The following is a 17,621-nucleotide window of genomic DNA, read 5'->3' as shown; positions in this document are numbered from 1 at the left end:
TGGCCACGACGGCTCGCCGCGTTCATCCCATCGAGGAGGCCCCTATGGCCACGTCCTCCCGCATGTCGTCCACCCCCGTGCTGGAGCCTGCGGCGACCGAGCTGGCCCAGGCCTCCGATCCCCACCCGCGCATCTACGAGGTCGCCCCGGCCGAGGGCCGCGACACGCTGGCCGGTCTGCAGACCGGCGCGGGCGTCGACAAGCCCGCCGTCGACGAAGAGTGGACCGAGGTCGACGCCGGCACCTGGGGCACCCTCCGCACCCTGATCATCCGCCCCGAAGGTGCCACCGGCGTGCTACCGGTGATCATGTACATCCACGGCGCCGGCTGGGTCTTCGGGGACGAGGGCGCCCACGACCGGCTCGTACGCGAGCTGGCGGTGCGCGCGAACGCCGCGGTGGTCTTCCCGGTCTACGCCCGGGCGCCGGAGGCCAAGTACCCCACGCAGATCGAGCAGAACTACGCGGTCGGCCAGTGGCTCAAGGACCACGGCCACGAGAAGAACCTCGACCCCGCCCACGTGGCGGTCTGCGGCGACTCCGTCGGCGGCAACATGTCCACCGTCTTCGCGATGATGAACGCCGAGCGCGGCGGACTGACCCTCAAGTGCCAGGTCCTGCTCTACCCGGTCACCGACGCCAGCTTCGACACCGAGTCCTACCAGCAGTTCGCCGAGGGCTACTACCTCACCCTCGACGGCATGAAGTGGTTCTGGGACCAGTACACCGCCGACCCCGCCCAGCGCGCCGACCCCCACGCCTCACCGCTCCGTGCCTCCCTGGACCAGCTCAGACCCATGCCCCCGACCCTGGTCATCACCGACGAGGCCGACGTGCTGCGCGACGAGGGCGAGGCCTACGCCGCCAAGCTCCGCACGGCAGGCGTCCCGGTCACGGCGGTTCGAGTCCTCGGAATGGTCCACGACTTCATGATGCTGGACAGCCTGCGCGACACCGCCGCCAACAACCTCGCGCTCAGGCTGGCCGGCGACACCCTGCGGGACAGCCTGCACGAGTGGTGAGCCCTGACGTCTCCGGCCGGCGTGCGCGGAACGCCGGCCGCAGACGCGGGTGGCGCCGCCCAGCACCCTACCGGCTGGTGGGTCAGTTCTCGGCGAGTCGGGACTTCTTGACCTTGTTGCCGCAGGTGTTCATGGAGCACCAACGGCGGTTGGCCCCGCGGCTGGTGTCGAGGAAGAGTCCCGCGCAGCCTGGGCCTTCGCAGTTCTTGATCCGGCTGCGCTCGGGGCCTCCGAGGATGCGGATGGCTTCCGTGGCCAGCACCCCGAGCGCGTCACCGACCGGCGTGGTCTCGGTCAAGTGCCATCCTGCGAGACCGTGTTCGAGCGCGGCCTTGGCGTGCCCGGCGGCGGCGACCAGGTTGAGGGTGCGGACATCCTTCGAGTCGGCCGGTTCGCCTGCGGCGAGTGCTGACCCGACGCGGTAGATGGCCTCACGCAGTTCGACGGCGTCCTTCAGATCAGGCGGCGACACGTCCGTGACGTCGAGCCCGGTGGCCTGCAGCCACATCTTCAGCCAGGCCGGGTCGGTCAGCCGCTCGCGCGGCGCCGTACTGGCCCGATCGCTGACCGTGGCAGTGAACCGGAAGGCCAGGACCTCGTTGTCCATGCGGAACGCACGACGTACTTCCCCGGTCATTCCCAGCCTCCACAGCAAGCGACAGCACCTTCGAACCGTCTTAGCTGGTTCGACAGGATGGTAACCCTATGACACCATGAACCGTCTTAGACGGTTCATGGGAAGGATTCTCCACGTGGACAGCATCGCGGTCATCGGTCTGGGAGCAATGGGGCGGCCCATCGCACACAACCTCGTGAAGGCAGGCCACGAGGTCGTGGTGTGGAACCGCTCCGACAGGCCCGCGGACGAACTCGTCGCCGCGGGTGCCCGTCGAGCCGCCTCGGTCGCGGAGGCGATGCACTCGCCGGTGGTCTTCTCGATGCTGTCCGACGACAGGGCTGTGGCCGAGACGTTCCTCGACTCCGGCGTTCTCACGCAGACCCCGGGCGGGACCATTCACGTCAACCTCGCGACAGTCAGCGCGGGCCTTGCTCGCCGGGCGGACGCAGCGCACGCGGAGCACGGTGTCGCGTACCTCGCGGCACCGGTCTTCGGCCGGGTTCCGGTCGCCGAAGCCGGAGCACTCAACATCCTTGCGGCCGGCAAGGACGGCCTGATCGATCGGGTGCAGCCGTTCTTCGACGTGATCGGCTCGCGGACCTGGCGGCTCGGCGACCGTCCGGAGCAAGCCAACATCGTGAAGATCCTCGGGAACTACCTGATCGCCTGCGCGATCCAGTCGATGGGCGAGGCCGTCGGTCTCGCGGAAGGCGCCGGTGTCGACGCCGGCCAGTTCGTCGAGCTGCTGACCTCAACCCTCTTCCCGGGACCCGTCTACACCGGCTACGGATCGATGATCGCTGAACGGCGCTACCAGCCGGCCGGATTCACCACCGTCCTGGGCCGCAAGGACCTCCACCTCGCACTCGACGCAGCGACCGACCAGGACACACCGCTTCCGATCGGTGAACTGCTGCGCGCTATCTTCGATCAGGCCATCGCCGACGGCCGCGGGGCGGACGACTGGGCAGTCATCGCCGAGCAGCAACCGCGGTGATTTCCGAGGACCGACGGTTGGTCATCTTGCGTGGCGCGAGCGCAACCGGGCGGTCCCGTCGATGAGCACGCCCGCAGCACGGGACGGTGCGTTGGGTATGACGAGGACTCAGGTTGCCACTGGCCAGCCCCCCTGCTCGATCTGCTCGATGAGCCGCTTCAGCTGGGCCACCTCATCCCTCAGCGCGCGGTCCCCGGCCGGGGTGAGGGAGAGCCAAGTGCGGGCGCGCTTGCCCTCGTAGCCCTTCTCAATGTGGACCAGACCGGCCTTCTCCAGGACCGTCAGGTGCTGGCTGAGGTTGCCGGCGGTCAGGCCGAGGGTGGTGCGCAGGAAACCGAACTCGACCCGGCGGGCCTGGCGGGCGACGGTAAGGATGCCCAGACGGACGCGTTGGTGGACCACGTCGTCCAGGGAGTTGACGGGGTGCTGATCAGGTTCGGTGGTCATGACGCGTCACGCTGACGGGCCCGCTGGGCCAGGGCGAACCCGAGCGCCCCGAGCAGCAGGAACCCGGCGGGGAGGGCGAGCCGGGGCAGGCCCGACCAGGGTGAGGTGGCGGAGATTCCCGCCCAGCCGGTGGAGATCGGGGCGAGCTCCACGAGCAGGTAGGCCAACGCGAAGGACAGCAGCGCGCGGTTGCGCTCCGCCCAGGCGAGCACCAGCAGCGGCAGCCCGATGGTCGCGGCTTCTCCGGTGAACCGTTCGAGGAATTGTGTGAACTCACTGGCGGGGTCGAGGTGCAGACCCAAGAAGTCGATCGGGGTCCTGGGCGCCGGCACCCCGTGCCGGGTGGCCCAGAACGTGGTCGCGGCCACCAAGGCGAGGAGGGCGGCGCCGGCGATGACGTACGGTCGGACCGGGCTGCCGACCCCACGGCTGCGGGCTTGGCGTACGTAGAAGTACGCGGTCGCGCCGTAGGCCAGGGCGACCCCGAGCGTCCAGTACACCGGTGACCCCTGCCTGGCGAGGGTGCAGCTCGCGGGGGCGATGTCGGCCGATCCGGGGGCGGGGGAGCAGGTGACCGTCTGGAGGGTGAAGGTGAGCCGGTCCACCAGGATCCCGCCGAGGGTGAGCACCCCGAACAGCAGCAGCGGGAACCAGGTACCGCGCTGGGCGGAACGGACACGGCGGGTCAGCTCGCCGAGGCTGGAGAGCACCTCGCGGGGGGAGCTGGGTGATGGCACCGATGCATCTGTCATGCAGTTAGGTTTGCATCGCAAACCAATTCTGACAAGAGACTGCGGGCCTGAGTCTTCGGCTGAACGTGCTCGTTCCTGTCGACCTGCACGGTCGCTGAGCGAGCCCCCTGGGCGTCAGCCGAATCTGCGGCGCACCCGGCACAGACCGCCGGTGCTCGTGAGCACGTCCGACAACGCAGGCACAGCACCAAACGGACTTGCATCCCGCTCACCACGCCAAACGCAGCGGCGTTGAACAGTCGAAGACGGTGAGCCGGACGAGGTTCTTGCGGATGCCGTTGAACGCGCGGGAGCTCTGTTGGATCTCATTGAGCGTCCCGTGACCGACGAAGAGGGCCATGCCTTGGCGCAGTGCTTCGGCCACGACGAATGCTTCGGCGTGGCCTGGAGTCTCCTGCATCTCGTCGAGACGGCTCCTCACGCGCGTGAGGACCAGCCGGAAGCCGCTCGACGATGGCGCGCGGGTCTGACAAGCCAGTAGTACTCAAGGCGGAGATCCTGAGCTTGGCGGATGGGCGGCGGGCTGCCTGGAGTGATGACACGGGCGCACTACGCAGGCTCGCTGCCGGCGTGGCCGGTGTGACCAGCGCAAGCGGTGGGCGAGCCCTTGGGCGGGGCTGAGCAGGGCAGGGACACGTGCTGGGTCCTATGGCCGGCCACGGGGATCTGGCCGTTCGAGCCCCGGCGGCGACCCCAGCAGGACTCGCAGTGTTGGGGCGCAGGGTAGGCAGGCCCAGAGGGGGAGGGCGGGGCCGGTGAGGGTGGGGAGGGCGCCGATGCGGACCGGGAGCAGGGGGACGGTGTGGCAGCGGTCGCAGTGCGGGGGAGGGAAGCACGGGAGCCGGGGCGGTGTGGTGCTGGCGGGGCTGGGCATTCGGAAGCCTATTGCTGAGGCGGGTGTTGAAGGATCGAGAACTGCTGGCCGTGCCGCTCCGCAGCGTGCCGGCGCCACAGCACGCGCACGTCGGCAGCGGCGGAGTCGTCGAGGCTGACCTCGGCGAGCCGGCGGCGGAAGGTCGCGCACTCGGTGCAGTCGGGCACGGGGTCGGGGAACGGCAAGCTGCCGTAGGGGTTCACTTCGGTCTTTCCTGGGCTGATGAGGGTACGGATCAAGCCGGGGCAGGCCCCGGGAGGCGGACGCGTTCGGGGGAGCGAGGCCTGCTGCGGGTGCTGACCTGCACCAATTGCGCGGGGTCGGAGAGCTGTTCGAGGTTGCGAGGGTCGGTGTCCCACTCGATCCCGCCGCCGAGCGGGCGCAGGTAGGCGCGGCCGCGCAGTCGGCCCATATAGACCCCCTGACGTCCCTCGTGTCCCAAGTCGGCGACGACTTCGCCTACTTGGGGTGAATGCGGGGTGTTGGGCGGATTGGTCCGCGGTGCCATGGGTGCACTCCTCTCCGTAGTCGATCGGTTACCAGGATTGGCTCGGAGATGGCTGAAAGCTAGGGCTTTCACCCGCAATGGACCGGCGGGTAAAATCCAGGAATGGTCTTGGAAGCTTACGAGACTGACGTCACGTCATCTCCGTCAGTCCGGTTCGCGACGGAACTCCGCAGGCTGCGGCGGGCGCGTGGGTGTCCCAGGTCGAACTCGGCCGGCGGATGGGTTACTCGGACACCGCCATCTCTTTCATCGAACGAGTGAACCGCCTACCAACACCGAAATTCGCGGTAAAAGCCGATGAAGTGTTCGAGACGGGTGGGACCTTCGTCGAGCTGTACCGGCGGATCAAGAACACGGCCCTGCTGGAGGGCTTCGAGGAGTTCGCCGACTGCGAGGCCAAGTGCCGCAAGCTGCGGTCGTTCGAGACGGGCGTGATCCCCGGCCTGTTTCAGACTCCGGAGTATGCCGCTGCCCTGGCAGCGGCGGCCGTTCGACGAGGCAGCATCACGCAGGACCAGGCGGACGAACGAGTTGCCTTCCTGGCGGCGCGGCAGCAGCGGGTGCTGGAGCGACGGAAGCCACCGCTCATCTACACCGTGATGGACGAGACCTGCATTACCCGGGTGGTCGGCGGCCCGGAGGTGATGGGTCCTCAGCTGGACCACCTGGTGGAGCTGTCCGCACGACCGAACATCACGATGCGGGTCGCGCCGCTCAGTCTTGGTGAGCTGAATCCGTTTGTCTTCCCGGTGTTCTTGCTGTATCTCCCGGACCGCAGTTTGGTCGGCTATACGGAGACTCACGCGCGCGGGTACCTGGAGCGGGCTCCAGCCACATGCGCGGGCTGGGAGAGGGACTACGATCAGCTTCCGGTGGAGTCGCTCTCAACCGTGGCTTCGCTCAGGGTGATCCGCACTGTCCGAAGGGGATACGAATGATAGAGGTCACCGGCGTGGTGTGGGTGAAGTCGTCGTACAGCCAGAGCGGCGGAGCCTGCGTCGAGTGGGCGCCGTCCGAGGCCGCTCGGCTGGGTGTGGTCCCGGTGCGGGATTCCACGGACCCCGAGGGTGGCGCGCTGGCGTTCGGACGTGGGGCGTGGCAGGCGTTCGTCGCCGGGGTGCAGGCGGGAGAGTTCGGCACCAACTGACGGGTCGCCACCGTTCGAAGGGATAAGAGTGATGACGGTTGCTGACGTGGCGTGGGTGAAGTCGTCCTACAGCCAGACTGGCGGAGAGTGCATCGAGTGGGCGCCGTCCGAGGCTGCTCGGGTGGGTGTGGTCCCGGTGCGTGACTCCAAGGACGCCGAGGGCGGCATGCTGGCGTTCGGATGTGGGGCGTGGCGGGCGTTCGTTGCCGAGGTGCGGGCCGGCGGGCTCGGCGTCGGCTGACGGGGCGTTGGCCCGGGTCGGCCGGCGGCGCAGGGCGGCCGACGGTTCGACCCGGGCAGAGGCGGGCCGGCGGGTGCTGCCAACACCGTCGTCCGGTGGTGGGCGAGGGTGGTGCTCCGGGGGGGTAGGCGGCGACGCAGTCTCAAGGCTCGGCTACCTGGGGATCGGCACCGCCCTGGCAGTCGCCGGCTTCTTCGGTTTCCACACCTTCGACGAGTTCAAGAACTGGCTGACCCACACGCATCCGGCGACGCCGTCCGCGGCAGCCGCCACGGCGTCCAGTACCACCCGGCCGTGCTTCGGCCTGTACTGCCACGAGGTGCACTTCTTCGAGACGGGCTGGCAGGCCGCCGGGCCGTGTACCAACCAGGGCTGCCCGCTGACCGCCGGCTCGATGGGAGTCACGAACTACATCACGAGCCCGCCGCGGTGAGGGTCCGTCCCGACGGTTCGCGGTTCAGGGCGCGCGGCACCCAAGCGGCGTCGGACGTCAATGCGTCAGGGCAACCATCAGCTCCGCGACGGCGGCCGCGGGTGGTCGGCGTCGGCGAGTGGGCGATGCCGCGGGGGGCGTGTCCACGGCACCGCAGTTACGTCCGTGACCGTGTTCGAGTCGCCAGCGCAACCGATCTGATGGGTTGTCGGTCCCTCGCTCCATACTGAGTGGGCCGACAGGACGAGGCAATCGCCTCTCCCCTCGGACCCGCGCGCCGAGTCCAACTCTTCGAGGATCCGACCGACGGATGACGGGCCAGGAAGCGATCCGCGAGCGGCCTGGCATCCCGATCTGCTGGCCGCCGATGAGTTTGCCCGACACGGCGTGTCACACACAGCACCATGACCTCCGGAAAGGGCAGTCCATGACCGAGCTGAACGCAGAGCAGGCCCGGCTAGCGCTTGTCGAACACACCCGGCGTCTGGCGGAATCAGCCGCTGAGGCCGGTCCTGACGCGGCCGTGCCGACAGCCCCGAAGTGGACCGTCTGCGACCTGGTCACGCACGTGGGCCAAACCCAGCACTGGGTCGCGGAGATCATCGAACGGCGCATCACCGACCCCACGCAGTTGCCGACGGAGTTTGCCGTGTCCCCCACCGACCCTCGCCAGTGGCAGGCATGGCTGTCGGAGTCCGCGCAGCGGGTCGTGAGCGCGTGCTCGGACGAGGCGCTCGACGCACCGGTCTTCAACCCTGCGGCCGACGGGCGGCCCGGGACGCGGTTCTGGTTGTCCAGCATGCTCAACGAGGCGGTCGTCCACGGCTTCGACGCAGCCGACGCGGCGGGCCGACCGGCCGATATCGACGCTGACGTCGCAGCCGCGCTCATCAGCCACCACCTTGCGATGCTCACCTCCCCCACGTGGGAGATGCAGCGCTCCGAGTCCGCCCACGCCATCCGGGGCACGGGGCAGACCTTGCAGTGGCTGGCCACCGACACCTTTGAGAATGCGGGCGCCTGGTTCGTCGAACGGCGGCCTGACGGGGCGGTGTGGAAGCCCGGGACCCAGCAGGCCGATGTCACGGTGACCGGCCCGGCGCGCTCGCTGCTGTTGATCTTGACCCGCCGACTTCCTCTCACCGACCGCGTCGCCGCCGGGGTCAGCGTCGACGGCGACACCGACCTCGCTCAGCAGTGGGTCGACAACACAGCCCACGTAGCCGGCTGACCGGGAGGCGTCCACCGCCACGAAACCGGTGCCAGACGCGGTCAGCGCGGCAACGGCGACATCACACAGGCCGGCCCTGGCCGACGAGGCGGCGGCGCCAGTCCAGGGGAGTGACGGTGATGGGCCGGCCGGGGTCCTCGCGCACCACCTGGGCGATGTCCAGGGTGCTGTGGAAGATCTGGCGGTTGGTGAGCAGGGCGTTGAACTTCACCGCCAGGGCAGGTGACCGCAGCCCGCGCCCTGATGCGCACGGCGGGGAGCTGATTCGGCGACAACCCGGACGTGTCCGACGGTATGGACGCGGCCCGGACGGTGGGCCGGGAGGGAGCTCCGCGAGGGGCTCGGGGCGGTCGGCGTCGAGTCGGTCAGGGGGCTGGGTGATGCAGTCGGTCAGGTCGCGTGGTGGGGGCTGGGGCGGGGCGGATCCTGTCGCGGGGCCTTGTCGGCAGGGTGTGAACTCGACTCGGTTTTCACGGCTGCGAGTTGTGTCCGGGGCGACGAGGTGCTGCTGGGCCTGCCGGGCGTCGAACGCGAGGCGACCGGGGCGGTCCGGTCGGCAGCCGAGGCGGCTGCTGAACCGTTTCTGCATATGCCAGTCGCTCAGGCCGGGCGGAGGCGGGAGCTGTGGTGGGACTGGCCGGTGGGGACGCCGGTTTCGTCGGGGAAGGAGACGGTGAGGGTGACGGTGTACTCCCAGAGGTCTTCGCGGTGCCCCGGGACCCGGGCCAGGCTGCTGGCGTGCACCTCGGCGGCGGGCGCCTCGTGGCACCAGCGGGCGGCCTCCAGCAGGGCGTCCCGGACGGTGGCGCCGGTGCAGACCACGGCGGTGTAGGCGGAGACAGTGACATCGCCCGCGCCGGGCTGCATCGCGCGGGCGGCCGCGGCGGCGCCGGCCAGGTCGCGGGCAAGGTCGTTGACGATGCGTGGTGGTGCGGCGAAGGCGCGCTGGTCCGCTGGTGCGGGGAGCGTGCTGCCGACGGGCTGCGCCGGCGCGGTCTGAGTCTTGGTCACGAGGCCCAGCATGCCCGAACGGCATTCCTGGCATGCGCATCTTCACTGGATCGAGGGGATTGGCGGCGCAGGGGTAGCGCGCTGCTCTAATGTCGGTCACATTGGGGATCCGCATGCGCGGCGAGCGAGCAGGATGCCTCGCCGCAGCACGTTCCCGCTGTGGTCCACCAGTGCGAACTCCCGCATTCGGTACGGGGTGTCGCGGGGCAGCGTCCGGCGGCCGCGGTACGCGCGCCTACCTCAGGGCACGGCCGGCCGGAACCCGCGCACCGTGCTCGATCACCCGCTACTCAGTGGAACGGCGCAGCGCAAGCGCCCAGGGGGTCGATCTCGGCGCCCCGACGGCGCGTGGCGGCCTGATGGCTGTGCGCGAGGGCGGTGGCCGTGGCGATGGCGTCCGGGATGGTGAGGGCGCGGACGGCGAAGGTCTGGGTGCCGTGCGCCCCGGTGGTGAGCCTGGTCGGCATGGTGACCAGCCAGAGCGGCAGGCCCAGGTCGCCGGCGCGGCAGGAGCGCGGGGGCGGGACGGGGCGGTGAACGGTGCGGTGGTCCGCGTCGGAGTCGGCCGAGGTGGGGGGAACAGCAAGAGCCATTGCGCGCTCCTGGGGCAGCTGGTTGTGCGTTGGCCGGCCCTGGTTCTCGCGGGCCGGCCGACCGGGGGCCCTCGAAGCACCATAGTCGCTGGAATTGGTCTAGTCCAGGGTAGTAGCGGGGCAGAACGGACAGTGGCTGACATGGCCGGCCGTCCAGGGCGCGTAGACGCTCGGACATCCATGGTGGATCATCGGCCATTCAGCGTCTCAGTCGGCATCCCTAACGTTGATCTCGTTCGACGCCGGGTCGGGCAGAACGAGCAGGTCGAGCAGGGCTCGATCAACGAGGAGAGATCATGCGTACCGTGGTGCAGAAGTCCTTCGGCGGCCCCGAGGTGCTGGAGCTTATGGAGGTCGAGCGGCCGCAGGCCGGCGCGGGGGAGGTGCTGGTGCGGGTGCACGCGAGCGCGGTGAACCCCGTGGACGCGGCCGTGCGGTCCGGGCTGCTCCCGCTGCTGGGCGAGCCGCCGTTCGCGCTCGGCTGGGACATCTCCGGAGTGGTCGAGGAGGCCGGCCCCGGGGCGGCGTTCGCGGTGGGCGACGAGGTGTACGGGATGCCGCACTTCCCGGCGCAGGCGGCCGGTTACAGCGAGTACGTGCTGGCGCCCGCCGACCAGCTGGCCGCCAAGCCGGCCGGCGTGGACCACGTGCACGCCGCTGCCCTCCCGCTGGCCGCGCTGACCGCCTGGCAGGGGCTGGTGCTCGGCGCGGGCATCAAGGCCGGCGACCGGGTGGTGATCCACCGCGCGGCCGGCGGGGTGGGCCACTTCGCGGTGCAGATCGCCAAGGCGCGCGGGGCCCACGTGATCGCGCTGGCCAGTGCGGCCCGCCACGACTTCCTGCGCGAGCTGGGCGCCGACGAGCTGGTCGACTCGCGCACCGTGGACTTCTCGACCGTGCTGAGCGACGTGGACGTGGTGCTGGACTCCAACGCCGAGGGTGCGCGCTCGCTGCGGGTGCTGCGCCCCGGCGGCGCGCTGGTGAGCCTGCTGGAGCACCGCGACCAGGAGCTCGCCGCCGAGGTGGCGGCGGCCGGGCGGCGCTTCGTCGGGATCTCGGTCGAGCCGGACGGCGCCGGGCTGGCCGAGCTGGCGGCACTGGTCGACCAGGGTCTGCTGCGCCCGTACATCGACGCGGTCTTCCCGCTGGCCCAGGCGGCCAAGGCGCACCAGCAGCTCGAGCAGGGCCACACACAGGGCAAGATCGTCCTGACGGTGTGACCGGAACGAGGCCCGGAACCGGGACCAGGACCGGGGTGAGGGAGAAGGAGCAGCGGTGGACGTGCTGAGCGAGGCGTTGAGCTCGATGCGGACCGGGCGCGCGACGTCCGTGCGCACCGAGGGGCGGGCACCCTGGGGGCTGCGGCTGCCGCCGGTCTCCGGCGCGGGCTTCCACGTGGTGCTGCAGGGCACCTGCTGGCTGGTCCCGCTGGAGGGCACCCCGGGCGCCGGCGCGCCGGTCCCGCTCGGCCCGGGGGACGTGGTCTTCCTGCGGGCCGGCCAGGGGCACATCCTCGCCGACCAGCCCGGCTCGCCGCTCTCCCCGGTCAGCGCGAACCCGGTCCCGCCGGACTCGCCGATCGGCAGCGTGACCCTGGGCGGGGACGGCGCGCTCTCCCGGCTGCTCTGCGGGGCGTACCAGCTGGACCAGCACCGCCCGCACCCGCTGCTCAGCCACCTGCCGGCCGTGGTGCACCTGCCGGCCCGCCCCGGCCGGCATCCCGAACTGTCGGCCGCCGTGCAGCTGTTGAGCAGCGAGCTGGAGAACCCGCGGACCGGGTCGAGCGGCATCGTGCCGCTGCTGGTCGAGGCGCTGCTGCTCTACGTGCTGCGGGCCTGGCTGGACGAGCAGGACACCACCACCGGCCGCGGCTGGGCCGCCGCGCTGAGCGACCCGGCGATCGCCGGCGCGCTCACCGCGATCCACGCCGACCCGGCGGCGGCCTGGACGGTGGCGGGTCTGGCCGGCCGGGTCGGCCTGTCCCGGGCGGGGTTCGCCCGCCGGTTCACCGCGCAGGTCGGCGAACCGCCGCTGGCGTACCTGACCCGGTGGCGGATGACCACCGCGGCCCGCCTGCTGCGCGAGGGCGACACCCCGCTGAGCACGGTGGCCGCCCGCACCGGCTACGGCTCGGAGTACGCGCTCGGCAAGGCCTTCAAGCGCGAGTACGGACTGGCTCCGGGCAGCTACCGCCTTCGCAGCAAGGCGGCCTGACGGTACGTCAGGCGCGCGGGCCGAGCTGATCCGCAGTCAGTGGCCGCCCGGCAGCGGCGGCACCGAGTCGAGCAGCCGGGCGAGGTCGGGGTCGTCCAGGCGGTAGCGGACCACCCGGCCCTCCTTGGCGGCGGTCACGGCGCCCGCCACCCGCAGCAGGCGCAGGATCTGCGAGACGGCGGTCTCGCTGATCCCGGTGGCCAGCGCCAGGTCGGTGACCGCGATCGGCCCGGCCCGGTGCACGGCCAGCAGCACCGCGAGCCGGCCCGGCTCGCCGAGCAGCGAGAAGCGGTCGGCCCAGACCCGGACGGCCTGCGGCTCACCGATGCCGGCGACCGCCGCGCAGACCGTGTGCTCGTCGATGGGGCGCCGGTGGGCGCGCTCTTCGGGGACCAGGTGCATGGGGTCCATCATTCACCACCCGGCTCCCGGCGTGACCTGCGCCACCTGAAACACCTGCACACCTGTGCAGGCTTGTGGGTGAGCGGCTGTCACCTCTACGGTGGAGCCGCCGTGGTGTTCGGGAAGACCGGTGCACTGTGCTCGTCACAGGAGTCCGGAGCGGCCCTCGCCACTGTGATCGGGAGCTCCCGCATCGAGTCCGCGCCCTCGGGGTGCGGGCGGTCACTGGACACCGCGGTGTCCGGGAAGGCCAGGTGCGGGCGCACGCCACTCCGTCCGCGGAAGGGAACCCGTCAGCCAGGAGACCGGCCACGGCACCGCACGATGACCCATCCACGAGGTGCTGGAGAGGCTGCCCCCCTATGACCATGCCCGAAACCGTCGCCGTCCCGGACCGCGGCAGCGCCAGACCCCCCGCGCTGCGCTGGGAGCGCAAGGACTGGCTGCGCACCGGCGGCCTGCTGGCGGTGATCGTCGCGATGCACGTGGCGGCCTTCACCGTGCTGATCGCGATGGTGGCCCCGCACCACTACACCGTCGGCACCCAGGTGTTCGGCCTGGGCCTGGGCGTCACCGCCTACACCCTGGGCATGCGGCACGCCTTCGACGCCGACCACATCGCCGCGATCGACAACACCACCCGCAAGCTGATGGCCGACGGCAAGCGCCCGGTCTCGGTCGGCTTCTGGTTCGCGCTCGGCCACTCCAGCATCGTGGTGGTGCTGGCCGGCCTGATCGCCAGTGGCGCCAAGGTGGTCGGCACCCTCACCGACGACGCCTCCGGCACCCACAAGCTGCTCGGCGTGCTGAGCACCAGCGTCTCGGGCGGCTTCCTCTACCTGATCGCCGCGCTCAACGTGGTCTCGCTGGCCGGGATCTACCGGGTGTTCAAGGCGATGCGGGCCAGCCAGTTCGACGAGCACGAGCTGGAGAAGCACCTGGACAGCCGGGGCTTCGTCAACCGGATCCTGGGCCGGCTGACGAAGTCGATCACCCGCCCCGGCCAGATGTACCTGATCGGCCTGCTGTTCGGCATCGGCTTCGACACCGCCACCGAGGTCACCCTGATGGTGATGGCCGGCTCCGGCGCCGCCGCCGGGCTGCCCTGGTACGCGGTGCTCTGCCTGCCGCTGCTGTTCGCCTCCGGGATGAGCCTGTTCGACACCCTGGACGGCACCTTCATGAACTTCGCCTACCACTGGGCCTTCGCCAACCCGGCCCGCAAGGTCTACTACAACCTCACCATCACGGGCCTGTCCATCGCGGTGGCGTTCCTGATCGGGACCATCGAGCTGGTCGGCGTGCTGCACGAGCAACTCGACCTGACCGACCCGGTCACCGGCTGGATCTCCGGGGTCGACCTGAACAACGTCGGATTCGTGATCGTCGGCATCTTCGTGGCGGTCTGGGCGGTGGCGCTGGGGTACTGGCGGCTGGCCAAGGTCGAGACCAAGTGGGCGGCCAAGAGCTGATGCTCCGCCAGGTCACTGCTAGGGGAGCGAACTCCGGGGTTGTACGGGCGTTGCAAGGCCTTCGAGTCAGCTGAACTGACGCAGTGTCTGCCCCAGCCGCCGCATGTCCCGAAGGCGTTGTTCGTAGCGGGCGCCCAGGGTGAGGAGCAGGAGGCCGGCGGTGGCCAGGGGGATCCAGCGGGGGAGGAGGCCGAGGGCGTGCAGGACGGTGGGGGCGAGTTCGTGGGCGGCGGTGAGGAGCAGGGCGGTGCCGCCGAGGAGTAGGGGGGCCTGACGGCGCAGGCGGACGCCGAGCACGGTGACGGCCAGGGCGGCGGTGCCCAGCAGGAGGGGGCGCAGCCAGTGGCTGCTGTCCGCGAGCCAGAGGGCCGGCAGGCTGGGCAGCAGGGCGGCGGCCAGGCCCGGGCCGTCGGTGGTCCAGGAGGGGGCCGGGTCGCGGCGGGCGTGGGCCCGGCCGACGAGCAGGGCGGCGGCGGCCAGGGGCAGCGAGTACGGCTCGGGGCTGTGCACGTGCCACAGCGCCAGTTGGACCCAGCAGGCGAGCAGGGCCAGGCCGGCGCCCACGTACCCGGCACCCGGGCGCCGGTCGGCGCGCAGCGCCACGCCGAGCGCGGTGACCGCACCGGCGGCCAGGCCCAGCACCAGCGGCTCGGGGTGCGCGGTGAGCAGGGCCAGGGCGAGGGCGGCCAGGCCGTATCCGGTGCACTCCACCGCACGGGACAGTGCCGCGAGTTGAGCCAGCCGGGCCGCCGCCGGCGCGGTGGCGAGGGCGACGGCCAGCACCGTCAGCAGCACTACCGGTGCGGACAGGCCGGCGGTGTCGGTCGCCGCGAGCGCCGTCGTGGCCAGCGCGAGGACGGTGCCGACTGCGGCCGAGGGGGCGAGCTGGGCGGACGCGCGCAGCCGCCAGGCCAGGGTCGCGCCGAGCAGGGTGCAGAGGGCGAGCGTGAGCAGGCTCGCGGTGCGGTCAGCCGACGCCCAGTCAAGGGCGAGCACCAGGGCGGTCAACAGCATCGCCACTGCCGCCGGGTGCCCCGGTCGCAGCAGCAGGCCGGCGGCCGCCGCCAGCACCAGCAGCAGGGCGACCGCCACCGCGAGGGCGTAGGGCAGGCCGAACATGGCCGGCAGCAGGGCCAGTACGGGCACCGCCACCACGGCCGTACCGGCCGCCGGCCACCCGCTCGCCGCACCGGGGATCCGAAGCACCGTCACCACGGCCAGCAGCGCGGCGAGCAGCGCGAGGCCGGTGAGCGCGGCCCCGTCCACCGGCCAGGCCCAGGAGCCGGACAGGTGCTGACCCCACACCCGGCCGGCCTGGACGGTGGGCGCCCGCAGGGCCGGCCCGAGGCCGGTCAGCGCGGCGAGTGCGGCGGCCAGTGCCGTCAGGGCGCCCACCGCGCCGAGGCCGGGCAGCCCGCGCAGCCGCGGGTCCGTCCGGTGCAGCAGCGGCACGGTGACCAGCACCAGTGCCGAGCCGGTCAGTTGGTAGCCGACGGCGGCCCAGTGCGCGCCGAGCGGCAGCCGCAGCGTCCCGCCGCCGGCCGCCACCAGCGCCAGCCCGGCGACGGCGGCGGCGCCGACGGGCCAGGCCCGCTCACCGCGGTCCCGCAGCCGGACCGCGACCGTACCCGCCAGCAGCGCGAGCAGGCCCAGCGGGACCCAGCTCACGGCGGCCTCGGCGAGGCGGTCGGTGAACACGGCTGCACCGGCCGCCACCAGCCCGCCGAGCAGCGCCCACCCGACCGCGACGACGAGCGCGAAACGCTCCGGGGCCCGGCTGCCCAGCCGGGTGCGGGCCGCCGCACGGTTCGCCAGGAGCAGCAGCAAGGCGTCCAGGACCGAGGTGGCGACCAGTGCGGTGGCGTAGGCCTGGAAGTCCACCACCCCGGCCGACAGCAGGGCCAGCGGCAGCACGGCCCGGATGGCCAGGAAGCCCAGCACGAGCGGCAGGCGCAGCCGCAGCCACCAGCCGTACCCGAGCCCGCCGAGGCCGACGACGGCCGTTGCCCCGGCCCAGTACCCGGCGCCGTCGAGCGAGCCGAGACCGGCCAGGCCACCGGCCCGGGCGGCGTAGGCGTCGAGCAGCAGCAGGGCCAGGCCGATCGTGCCGGCCGCCTCCGCGGTGGCGGTCAGCCCGCGCCGGCGCAGCAGCGGCGGCAGGGCCAGCGCGCAGCCGGTGACCGCGAGCAGCACCGCGGCGCGCCCGGCCAGGCCGAGGCTGCCCCAGTTGACCACGGTGAAGACCAGGGCGGCGATGCCGACCAGCAGGCCGCCGAGGACCAGCAGCACGGTCTGCGCGGAGCGGCCGGAGACCTCGGCTGCGCGGCTGCCCGGAGTCGTCCAGCCGCTGGGCGCCGCCCAGCCGGCCGGCGGCGCCCAGCCGGGGGCCACCGGAGGAGGCGCCCACCTGGGGGACGCCGGGGGCCGCGCCGGCCCGGACTGCCGGGTGTCCCGCTGGGCCCGCAACGCGGCCAGCAGCTCGGCCTGTTGGCGCAACAGCTCGGCGCGGTGGCGCTCCACCCCGTGCAGGGCGAGGGTGACCTGCCAGAGGGCGCCCGCCGCCGCACCGGTCAGCGGTAGTGCGCACTGCGGGCAGGCAGTGGTGAACTCGGCCGGGAGCGGCGCACCGCAGTCCGGGCAGGCAGGCGAGGGCGTGACCATGGCTCAGAGTGTGACGGCGCCGGGCCCCGGCGCACATGGGTACGGATACTCAGGTTCCGGGGCCCCGCCGGCGCCGGGGCCCGGCCCCGGCGCCGGCGCCGCTCACGCCCCGGGCCTCCGCGGCCCGGCTCCGCTCAGGCCGCCACGGTGGCGTGCATCTCCCAGACCAGCAGTTCGGCCGGCTCGACCGCGGTGACCTTCATGCCGCCGGTCGCGGTGAACCGGACCGCGTCGCCCGGGCCCAGCGGGCCGACGCCCTCCAGGGCGACCTGGCCGCGCGGGACGAACAGGTGCAGGAAGGGGGCGTCCGGCAGGTCGACGCTGTGGCCCGGCTGCAGGCGGGCCGCGTGCAGGGCGGCGTAGCGGTTGCGGATCCGGATCGCGCTCTCGCCGTCGTGCTTGGCCATGCCCGAGGCGACCGGGACCAGGCCGTCGGCCAGCAGCTCGTTCTCGATCTCCAACTGCTCGTAGCCGGGGGTGGTGCCGGGCTCGTCGGGGACCACCCACATCTGCACGAAGTGCACCGGCTCGGTGTGGCTGGGACCGCCGCTCAGGCGCCAGGAGTCGTTCTTCTCGGAGTGCAGGATCCCGGTGCCGGCGCTCATCCGCTGGGCCAGGCCGGGGTAGATCACGCCCGAGTGCCCGGTGGAGTCCTGGTGCACCAGCGAGCCCTGCAGGACCCAGGTGACGATCTCCATGTCGCGGTGCGGGTGGGTCTCGAAGCCGCTGCCCGGGCGGACCCGGTCGTCGTTGTTGACCAGCAGCAGGCCGTGGTGGGTGTTGGCGGGGTCGTACCGGCCGCCGAAGGAGAAGGAGTGCTTGGAGTCCAGCCAGTCGATCTTCGTGGCGGCGCGGTCGGCGGCGCGCCGCACGTCGACGGTGGGAGTCAGTGCGGTGGTGCGGGTCATGGTCGTTCCTTCGTCCGGGGGAGACGGCTGCGGAGACGACAACAAGTTTACGGTTCAACTATTCCTGGTCGGACCCGGGCGGACCGTCG

At 71.9% G+C, this 17,621-nt stretch carries 21 protein-coding genes and 1 riboswitch; of the genes, 10 read left to right on the top strand and 11 right to left on the bottom strand.

Annotated features, from left to right (window positions below; genetic code table 11):
- The first annotated feature begins 44 nt into the window (after positions 1-44).
- Complete coding sequence (locus tag C7C46_RS01025; RefSeq protein ID WP_245983975.1) at positions 45-1,022, top strand: alpha/beta hydrolase; 978 nt, start codon at positions 45-47, stop codon at positions 1,020-1,022.
- 82 nt (positions 1,023-1,104) lie between these two features.
- Here C7C46_RS01025 and C7C46_RS01020 read toward each other — a convergent pair whose 3' ends face one another.
- Positions 1,105-1,659, bottom strand: coding sequence for a CGNR zinc finger domain-containing protein (locus tag C7C46_RS01020; RefSeq protein ID WP_110664610.1), 555 nt, complete (start codon positions 1,657-1,659; stop codon positions 1,105-1,107).
- A 76-nt stretch (positions 1,660-1,735) separates the two neighbouring features.
- Between C7C46_RS01020 and C7C46_RS01015 the strand changes: the two genes are divergently transcribed.
- On the top strand, positions 1,736-2,638 hold the full coding sequence (locus C7C46_RS01015; protein WP_342775356.1) for an NAD(P)-dependent oxidoreductase: 903 nt from the start codon (positions 1,736-1,738) through the stop codon (positions 2,636-2,638).
- Between the two features lie 108 nt (positions 2,639-2,746).
- On the opposite strand, the gene C7C46_RS01010 is transcribed toward C7C46_RS01015, so the two are convergent.
- From C7C46_RS01010 to C7C46_RS00995, 4 genes are all read right to left on the bottom strand, one after another.
- Positions 2,747-3,085: a winged helix-turn-helix domain-containing protein gene (locus C7C46_RS01010; protein ID WP_110664608.1), complete on the bottom strand. Its 339-nt coding sequence runs from the start codon at positions 3,083-3,085 to the stop codon at positions 2,747-2,749.
- Positions 3,082-3,822: a hypothetical protein gene (locus C7C46_RS01005; protein WP_146258949.1), complete on the bottom strand. Its 741-nt coding sequence runs from the start codon at positions 3,820-3,822 to the stop codon at positions 3,082-3,084. The genes C7C46_RS01010 and C7C46_RS01005 overlap by 4 nt, the downstream gene beginning before the upstream one ends.
- A 223-nt stretch (positions 3,823-4,045) precedes the next feature.
- On the bottom strand, positions 4,046-4,237 hold the full coding sequence (locus C7C46_RS01000) for a hypothetical protein (protein WP_110664606.1): 192 nt from the start codon (positions 4,235-4,237) through the stop codon (positions 4,046-4,048).
- A 482-nt stretch (positions 4,238-4,719) separates the two neighbouring features.
- On the bottom strand, positions 4,720-4,914 hold the full coding sequence (locus C7C46_RS00995; RefSeq protein WP_110664605.1) for a hypothetical protein: 195 nt from the start codon (positions 4,912-4,914) through the stop codon (positions 4,720-4,722).
- Between the two features lie 496 nt (positions 4,915-5,410).
- Here C7C46_RS00995 and C7C46_RS00985 point away from each other — a divergent pair, with 496 nt between their 5' ends.
- From C7C46_RS00985 to C7C46_RS00965, 5 genes are all read left to right on the top strand, one after another.
- Entirely contained in the window at positions 5,411-6,157 is a 747-nt protein-coding gene (locus C7C46_RS00985) for a helix-turn-helix domain-containing protein (protein ID WP_245983969.1), read from the top strand.
- Complete coding sequence (locus C7C46_RS00980) at positions 6,154-6,366, top strand: DUF397 domain-containing protein (protein ID WP_110664603.1); 213 nt, start codon at positions 6,154-6,156, stop codon at positions 6,364-6,366. The genes C7C46_RS00985 and C7C46_RS00980 overlap by 4 nt, the downstream gene beginning before the upstream one ends.
- 31 nt (positions 6,367-6,397) lie before the next feature.
- A complete protein-coding gene (locus tag C7C46_RS00975) occupies positions 6,398-6,607 on the top strand; it encodes a DUF397 domain-containing protein (RefSeq protein WP_110664602.1) in 210 nt (69 codons plus the stop codon).
- Between the two features lie 73 nt (positions 6,608-6,680).
- Entirely contained in the window at positions 6,681-7,040 is a 360-nt protein-coding gene (locus C7C46_RS00970; protein ID WP_146258947.1) for a hypothetical protein, read from the top strand.
- Between the two features lie 427 nt (positions 7,041-7,467).
- A complete protein-coding gene (locus tag C7C46_RS00965; protein WP_110664666.1) occupies positions 7,468-8,271 on the top strand; it encodes a maleylpyruvate isomerase family mycothiol-dependent enzyme in 804 nt (267 codons plus the stop codon).
- Positions 8,272-8,332: 61 nt separating this feature from the next.
- On the opposite strand, the gene C7C46_RS34665 is transcribed toward C7C46_RS00965, so the two are convergent.
- From C7C46_RS34665 to C7C46_RS00955, 3 genes are all read right to left on the bottom strand, one after another.
- Positions 8,333-8,482 (bottom strand): hypothetical protein, encoded by a 150-nt coding sequence (locus C7C46_RS34665; protein ID WP_181442122.1) that lies wholly within the window; start codon positions 8,480-8,482, stop codon positions 8,333-8,335.
- A gap of 389 nt (positions 8,483-8,871) precedes the next feature.
- Entirely contained in the window at positions 8,872-9,282 is a 411-nt protein-coding gene (locus tag C7C46_RS00960) for a hypothetical protein (protein WP_146258946.1), read from the bottom strand.
- A gap of 290 nt (positions 9,283-9,572) precedes the next feature.
- Positions 9,573-9,875, bottom strand: a complete 303-nt coding sequence (locus C7C46_RS00955; protein WP_110664599.1) for a hypothetical protein — start codon at positions 9,873-9,875, stop codon at positions 9,573-9,575.
- A 296-nt stretch (positions 9,876-10,171) separates the two neighbouring features.
- Between C7C46_RS00955 and C7C46_RS00950 the strand changes: the two genes are divergently transcribed.
- Complete coding sequence (locus tag C7C46_RS00950; RefSeq protein ID WP_110664598.1) at positions 10,172-11,095, top strand: NADP-dependent oxidoreductase; 924 nt, start codon at positions 10,172-10,174, stop codon at positions 11,093-11,095.
- A 55-nt stretch (positions 11,096-11,150) separates the two neighbouring features.
- Positions 11,151-12,089: an AraC family transcriptional regulator gene (locus C7C46_RS00945; protein WP_110664597.1), complete on the top strand. Its 939-nt coding sequence runs from the start codon at positions 11,151-11,153 to the stop codon at positions 12,087-12,089.
- 36 nt (positions 12,090-12,125) lie between these two features.
- On the opposite strand, the gene C7C46_RS00940 is transcribed toward C7C46_RS00945, so the two are convergent.
- Positions 12,126-12,491 (bottom strand): ArsR/SmtB family transcription factor, encoded by a 366-nt coding sequence (locus tag C7C46_RS00940; protein WP_110664596.1) that lies wholly within the window; start codon positions 12,489-12,491, stop codon positions 12,126-12,128.
- A gap of 95 nt (positions 12,492-12,586) precedes the next feature.
- Positions 12,587-12,819: riboswitch (cobalamin riboswitch) on the top strand.
- A 40-nt stretch (positions 12,820-12,859) separates the two neighbouring features.
- On the opposite strand from C7C46_RS00940, the gene nicT reads away from it, so the two are divergent.
- On the top strand, positions 12,860-13,963 hold the full coding sequence (gene nicT, locus C7C46_RS00935) for a Nickel transporter NicT (RefSeq protein WP_425470002.1): 1,104 nt from the start codon (positions 12,860-12,862) through the stop codon (positions 13,961-13,963).
- 66 nt (positions 13,964-14,029) lie between these two features.
- Here nicT and C7C46_RS00930 read toward each other — a convergent pair whose 3' ends face one another.
- Positions 14,030-16,624, bottom strand: coding sequence for an SCO7613 C-terminal domain-containing membrane protein (locus tag C7C46_RS00930; RefSeq protein WP_110664594.1), 2,595 nt, complete (start codon positions 16,622-16,624; stop codon positions 14,030-14,032).
- Positions 16,625-16,758: 134 nt separating this feature from the next.
- Complete coding sequence (locus tag C7C46_RS00925; protein ID WP_110664593.1) at positions 16,759-17,532, bottom strand: pirin family protein; 774 nt, start codon at positions 17,530-17,532, stop codon at positions 16,759-16,761.
- Positions 17,533-17,621: the final 89 nt, after the last annotated feature.

This window comes from Streptomyces tateyamensis, assembly GCF_003205575.1.
Classification (GTDB): domain Bacteria; phylum Actinomycetota; class Actinomycetes; order Streptomycetales; family Streptomycetaceae; genus Kitasatospora; species Kitasatospora tateyamensis.
The sequence above is the reverse complement of the archived record's forward strand: the minus strand, read 5'-3'. Positions and strand labels throughout refer to the sequence as shown.

Excerpts from the sequence above, each read along its gene's own strand:
- C7C46_RS01025 (WP_245983975.1), top strand. The coding sequence starts at position 45 with ATGGCCACGTCCTCCCGCATGTCGTCCACCCCCGTGCTGGAGCCTGCG.
- C7C46_RS01020 (WP_110664610.1), bottom strand. The coding sequence starts at position 1,659 with ATGACCGGGGAAGTACGTCGTGCGTTCCGCATGGACAACGAGGTCCTG.
- C7C46_RS01015 (WP_342775356.1), top strand. The coding sequence starts at position 1,736 with ATGAACCGTCTTAGACGGTTCATGGGAAGGATTCTCCACGTGGACAGC.
- C7C46_RS01010 (WP_110664608.1), bottom strand. The coding sequence starts at position 3,085 with ATGACCACCGAACCTGATCAGCACCCCGTCAACTCCCTGGACGACGTG.
- C7C46_RS01000 (WP_110664606.1), bottom strand. The coding sequence starts at position 4,237 with ATGCAGGAGACTCCAGGCCACGCCGAAGCATTCGTCGTGGCCGAAGCA.
- C7C46_RS00980 (WP_110664603.1), top strand. The coding sequence starts at position 6,154 with ATGATAGAGGTCACCGGCGTGGTGTGGGTGAAGTCGTCGTACAGCCAG.
- C7C46_RS00975 (WP_110664602.1), top strand. The coding sequence starts at position 6,398 with ATGACGGTTGCTGACGTGGCGTGGGTGAAGTCGTCCTACAGCCAGACT.
- C7C46_RS00965 (WP_110664666.1), top strand. The coding sequence starts at position 7,468 with ATGACCGAGCTGAACGCAGAGCAGGCCCGGCTAGCGCTTGTCGAACAC.
- C7C46_RS00955 (WP_110664599.1), bottom strand. The coding sequence starts at position 9,875 with ATGGCTCTTGCTGTTCCCCCCACCTCGGCCGACTCCGACGCGGACCAC.
- C7C46_RS00950 (WP_110664598.1), top strand. The coding sequence starts at position 10,172 with ATGCGTACCGTGGTGCAGAAGTCCTTCGGCGGCCCCGAGGTGCTGGAG.
- C7C46_RS00940 (WP_110664596.1), bottom strand. The coding sequence starts at position 12,491 with ATGCACCTGGTCCCCGAAGAGCGCGCCCACCGGCGCCCCATCGACGAG.
- nicT (WP_425470002.1), top strand. The coding sequence starts at position 12,860 with ATGCCCGAAACCGTCGCCGTCCCGGACCGCGGCAGCGCCAGACCCCCC.
- C7C46_RS00930 (WP_110664594.1), bottom strand. The coding sequence starts at position 16,624 with ATGGTCACGCCCTCGCCTGCCTGCCCGGACTGCGGTGCGCCGCTCCCG.
- C7C46_RS00925 (WP_110664593.1), bottom strand. The coding sequence starts at position 17,532 with ATGACCCGCACCACCGCACTGACTCCCACCGTCGACGTGCGGCGCGCC.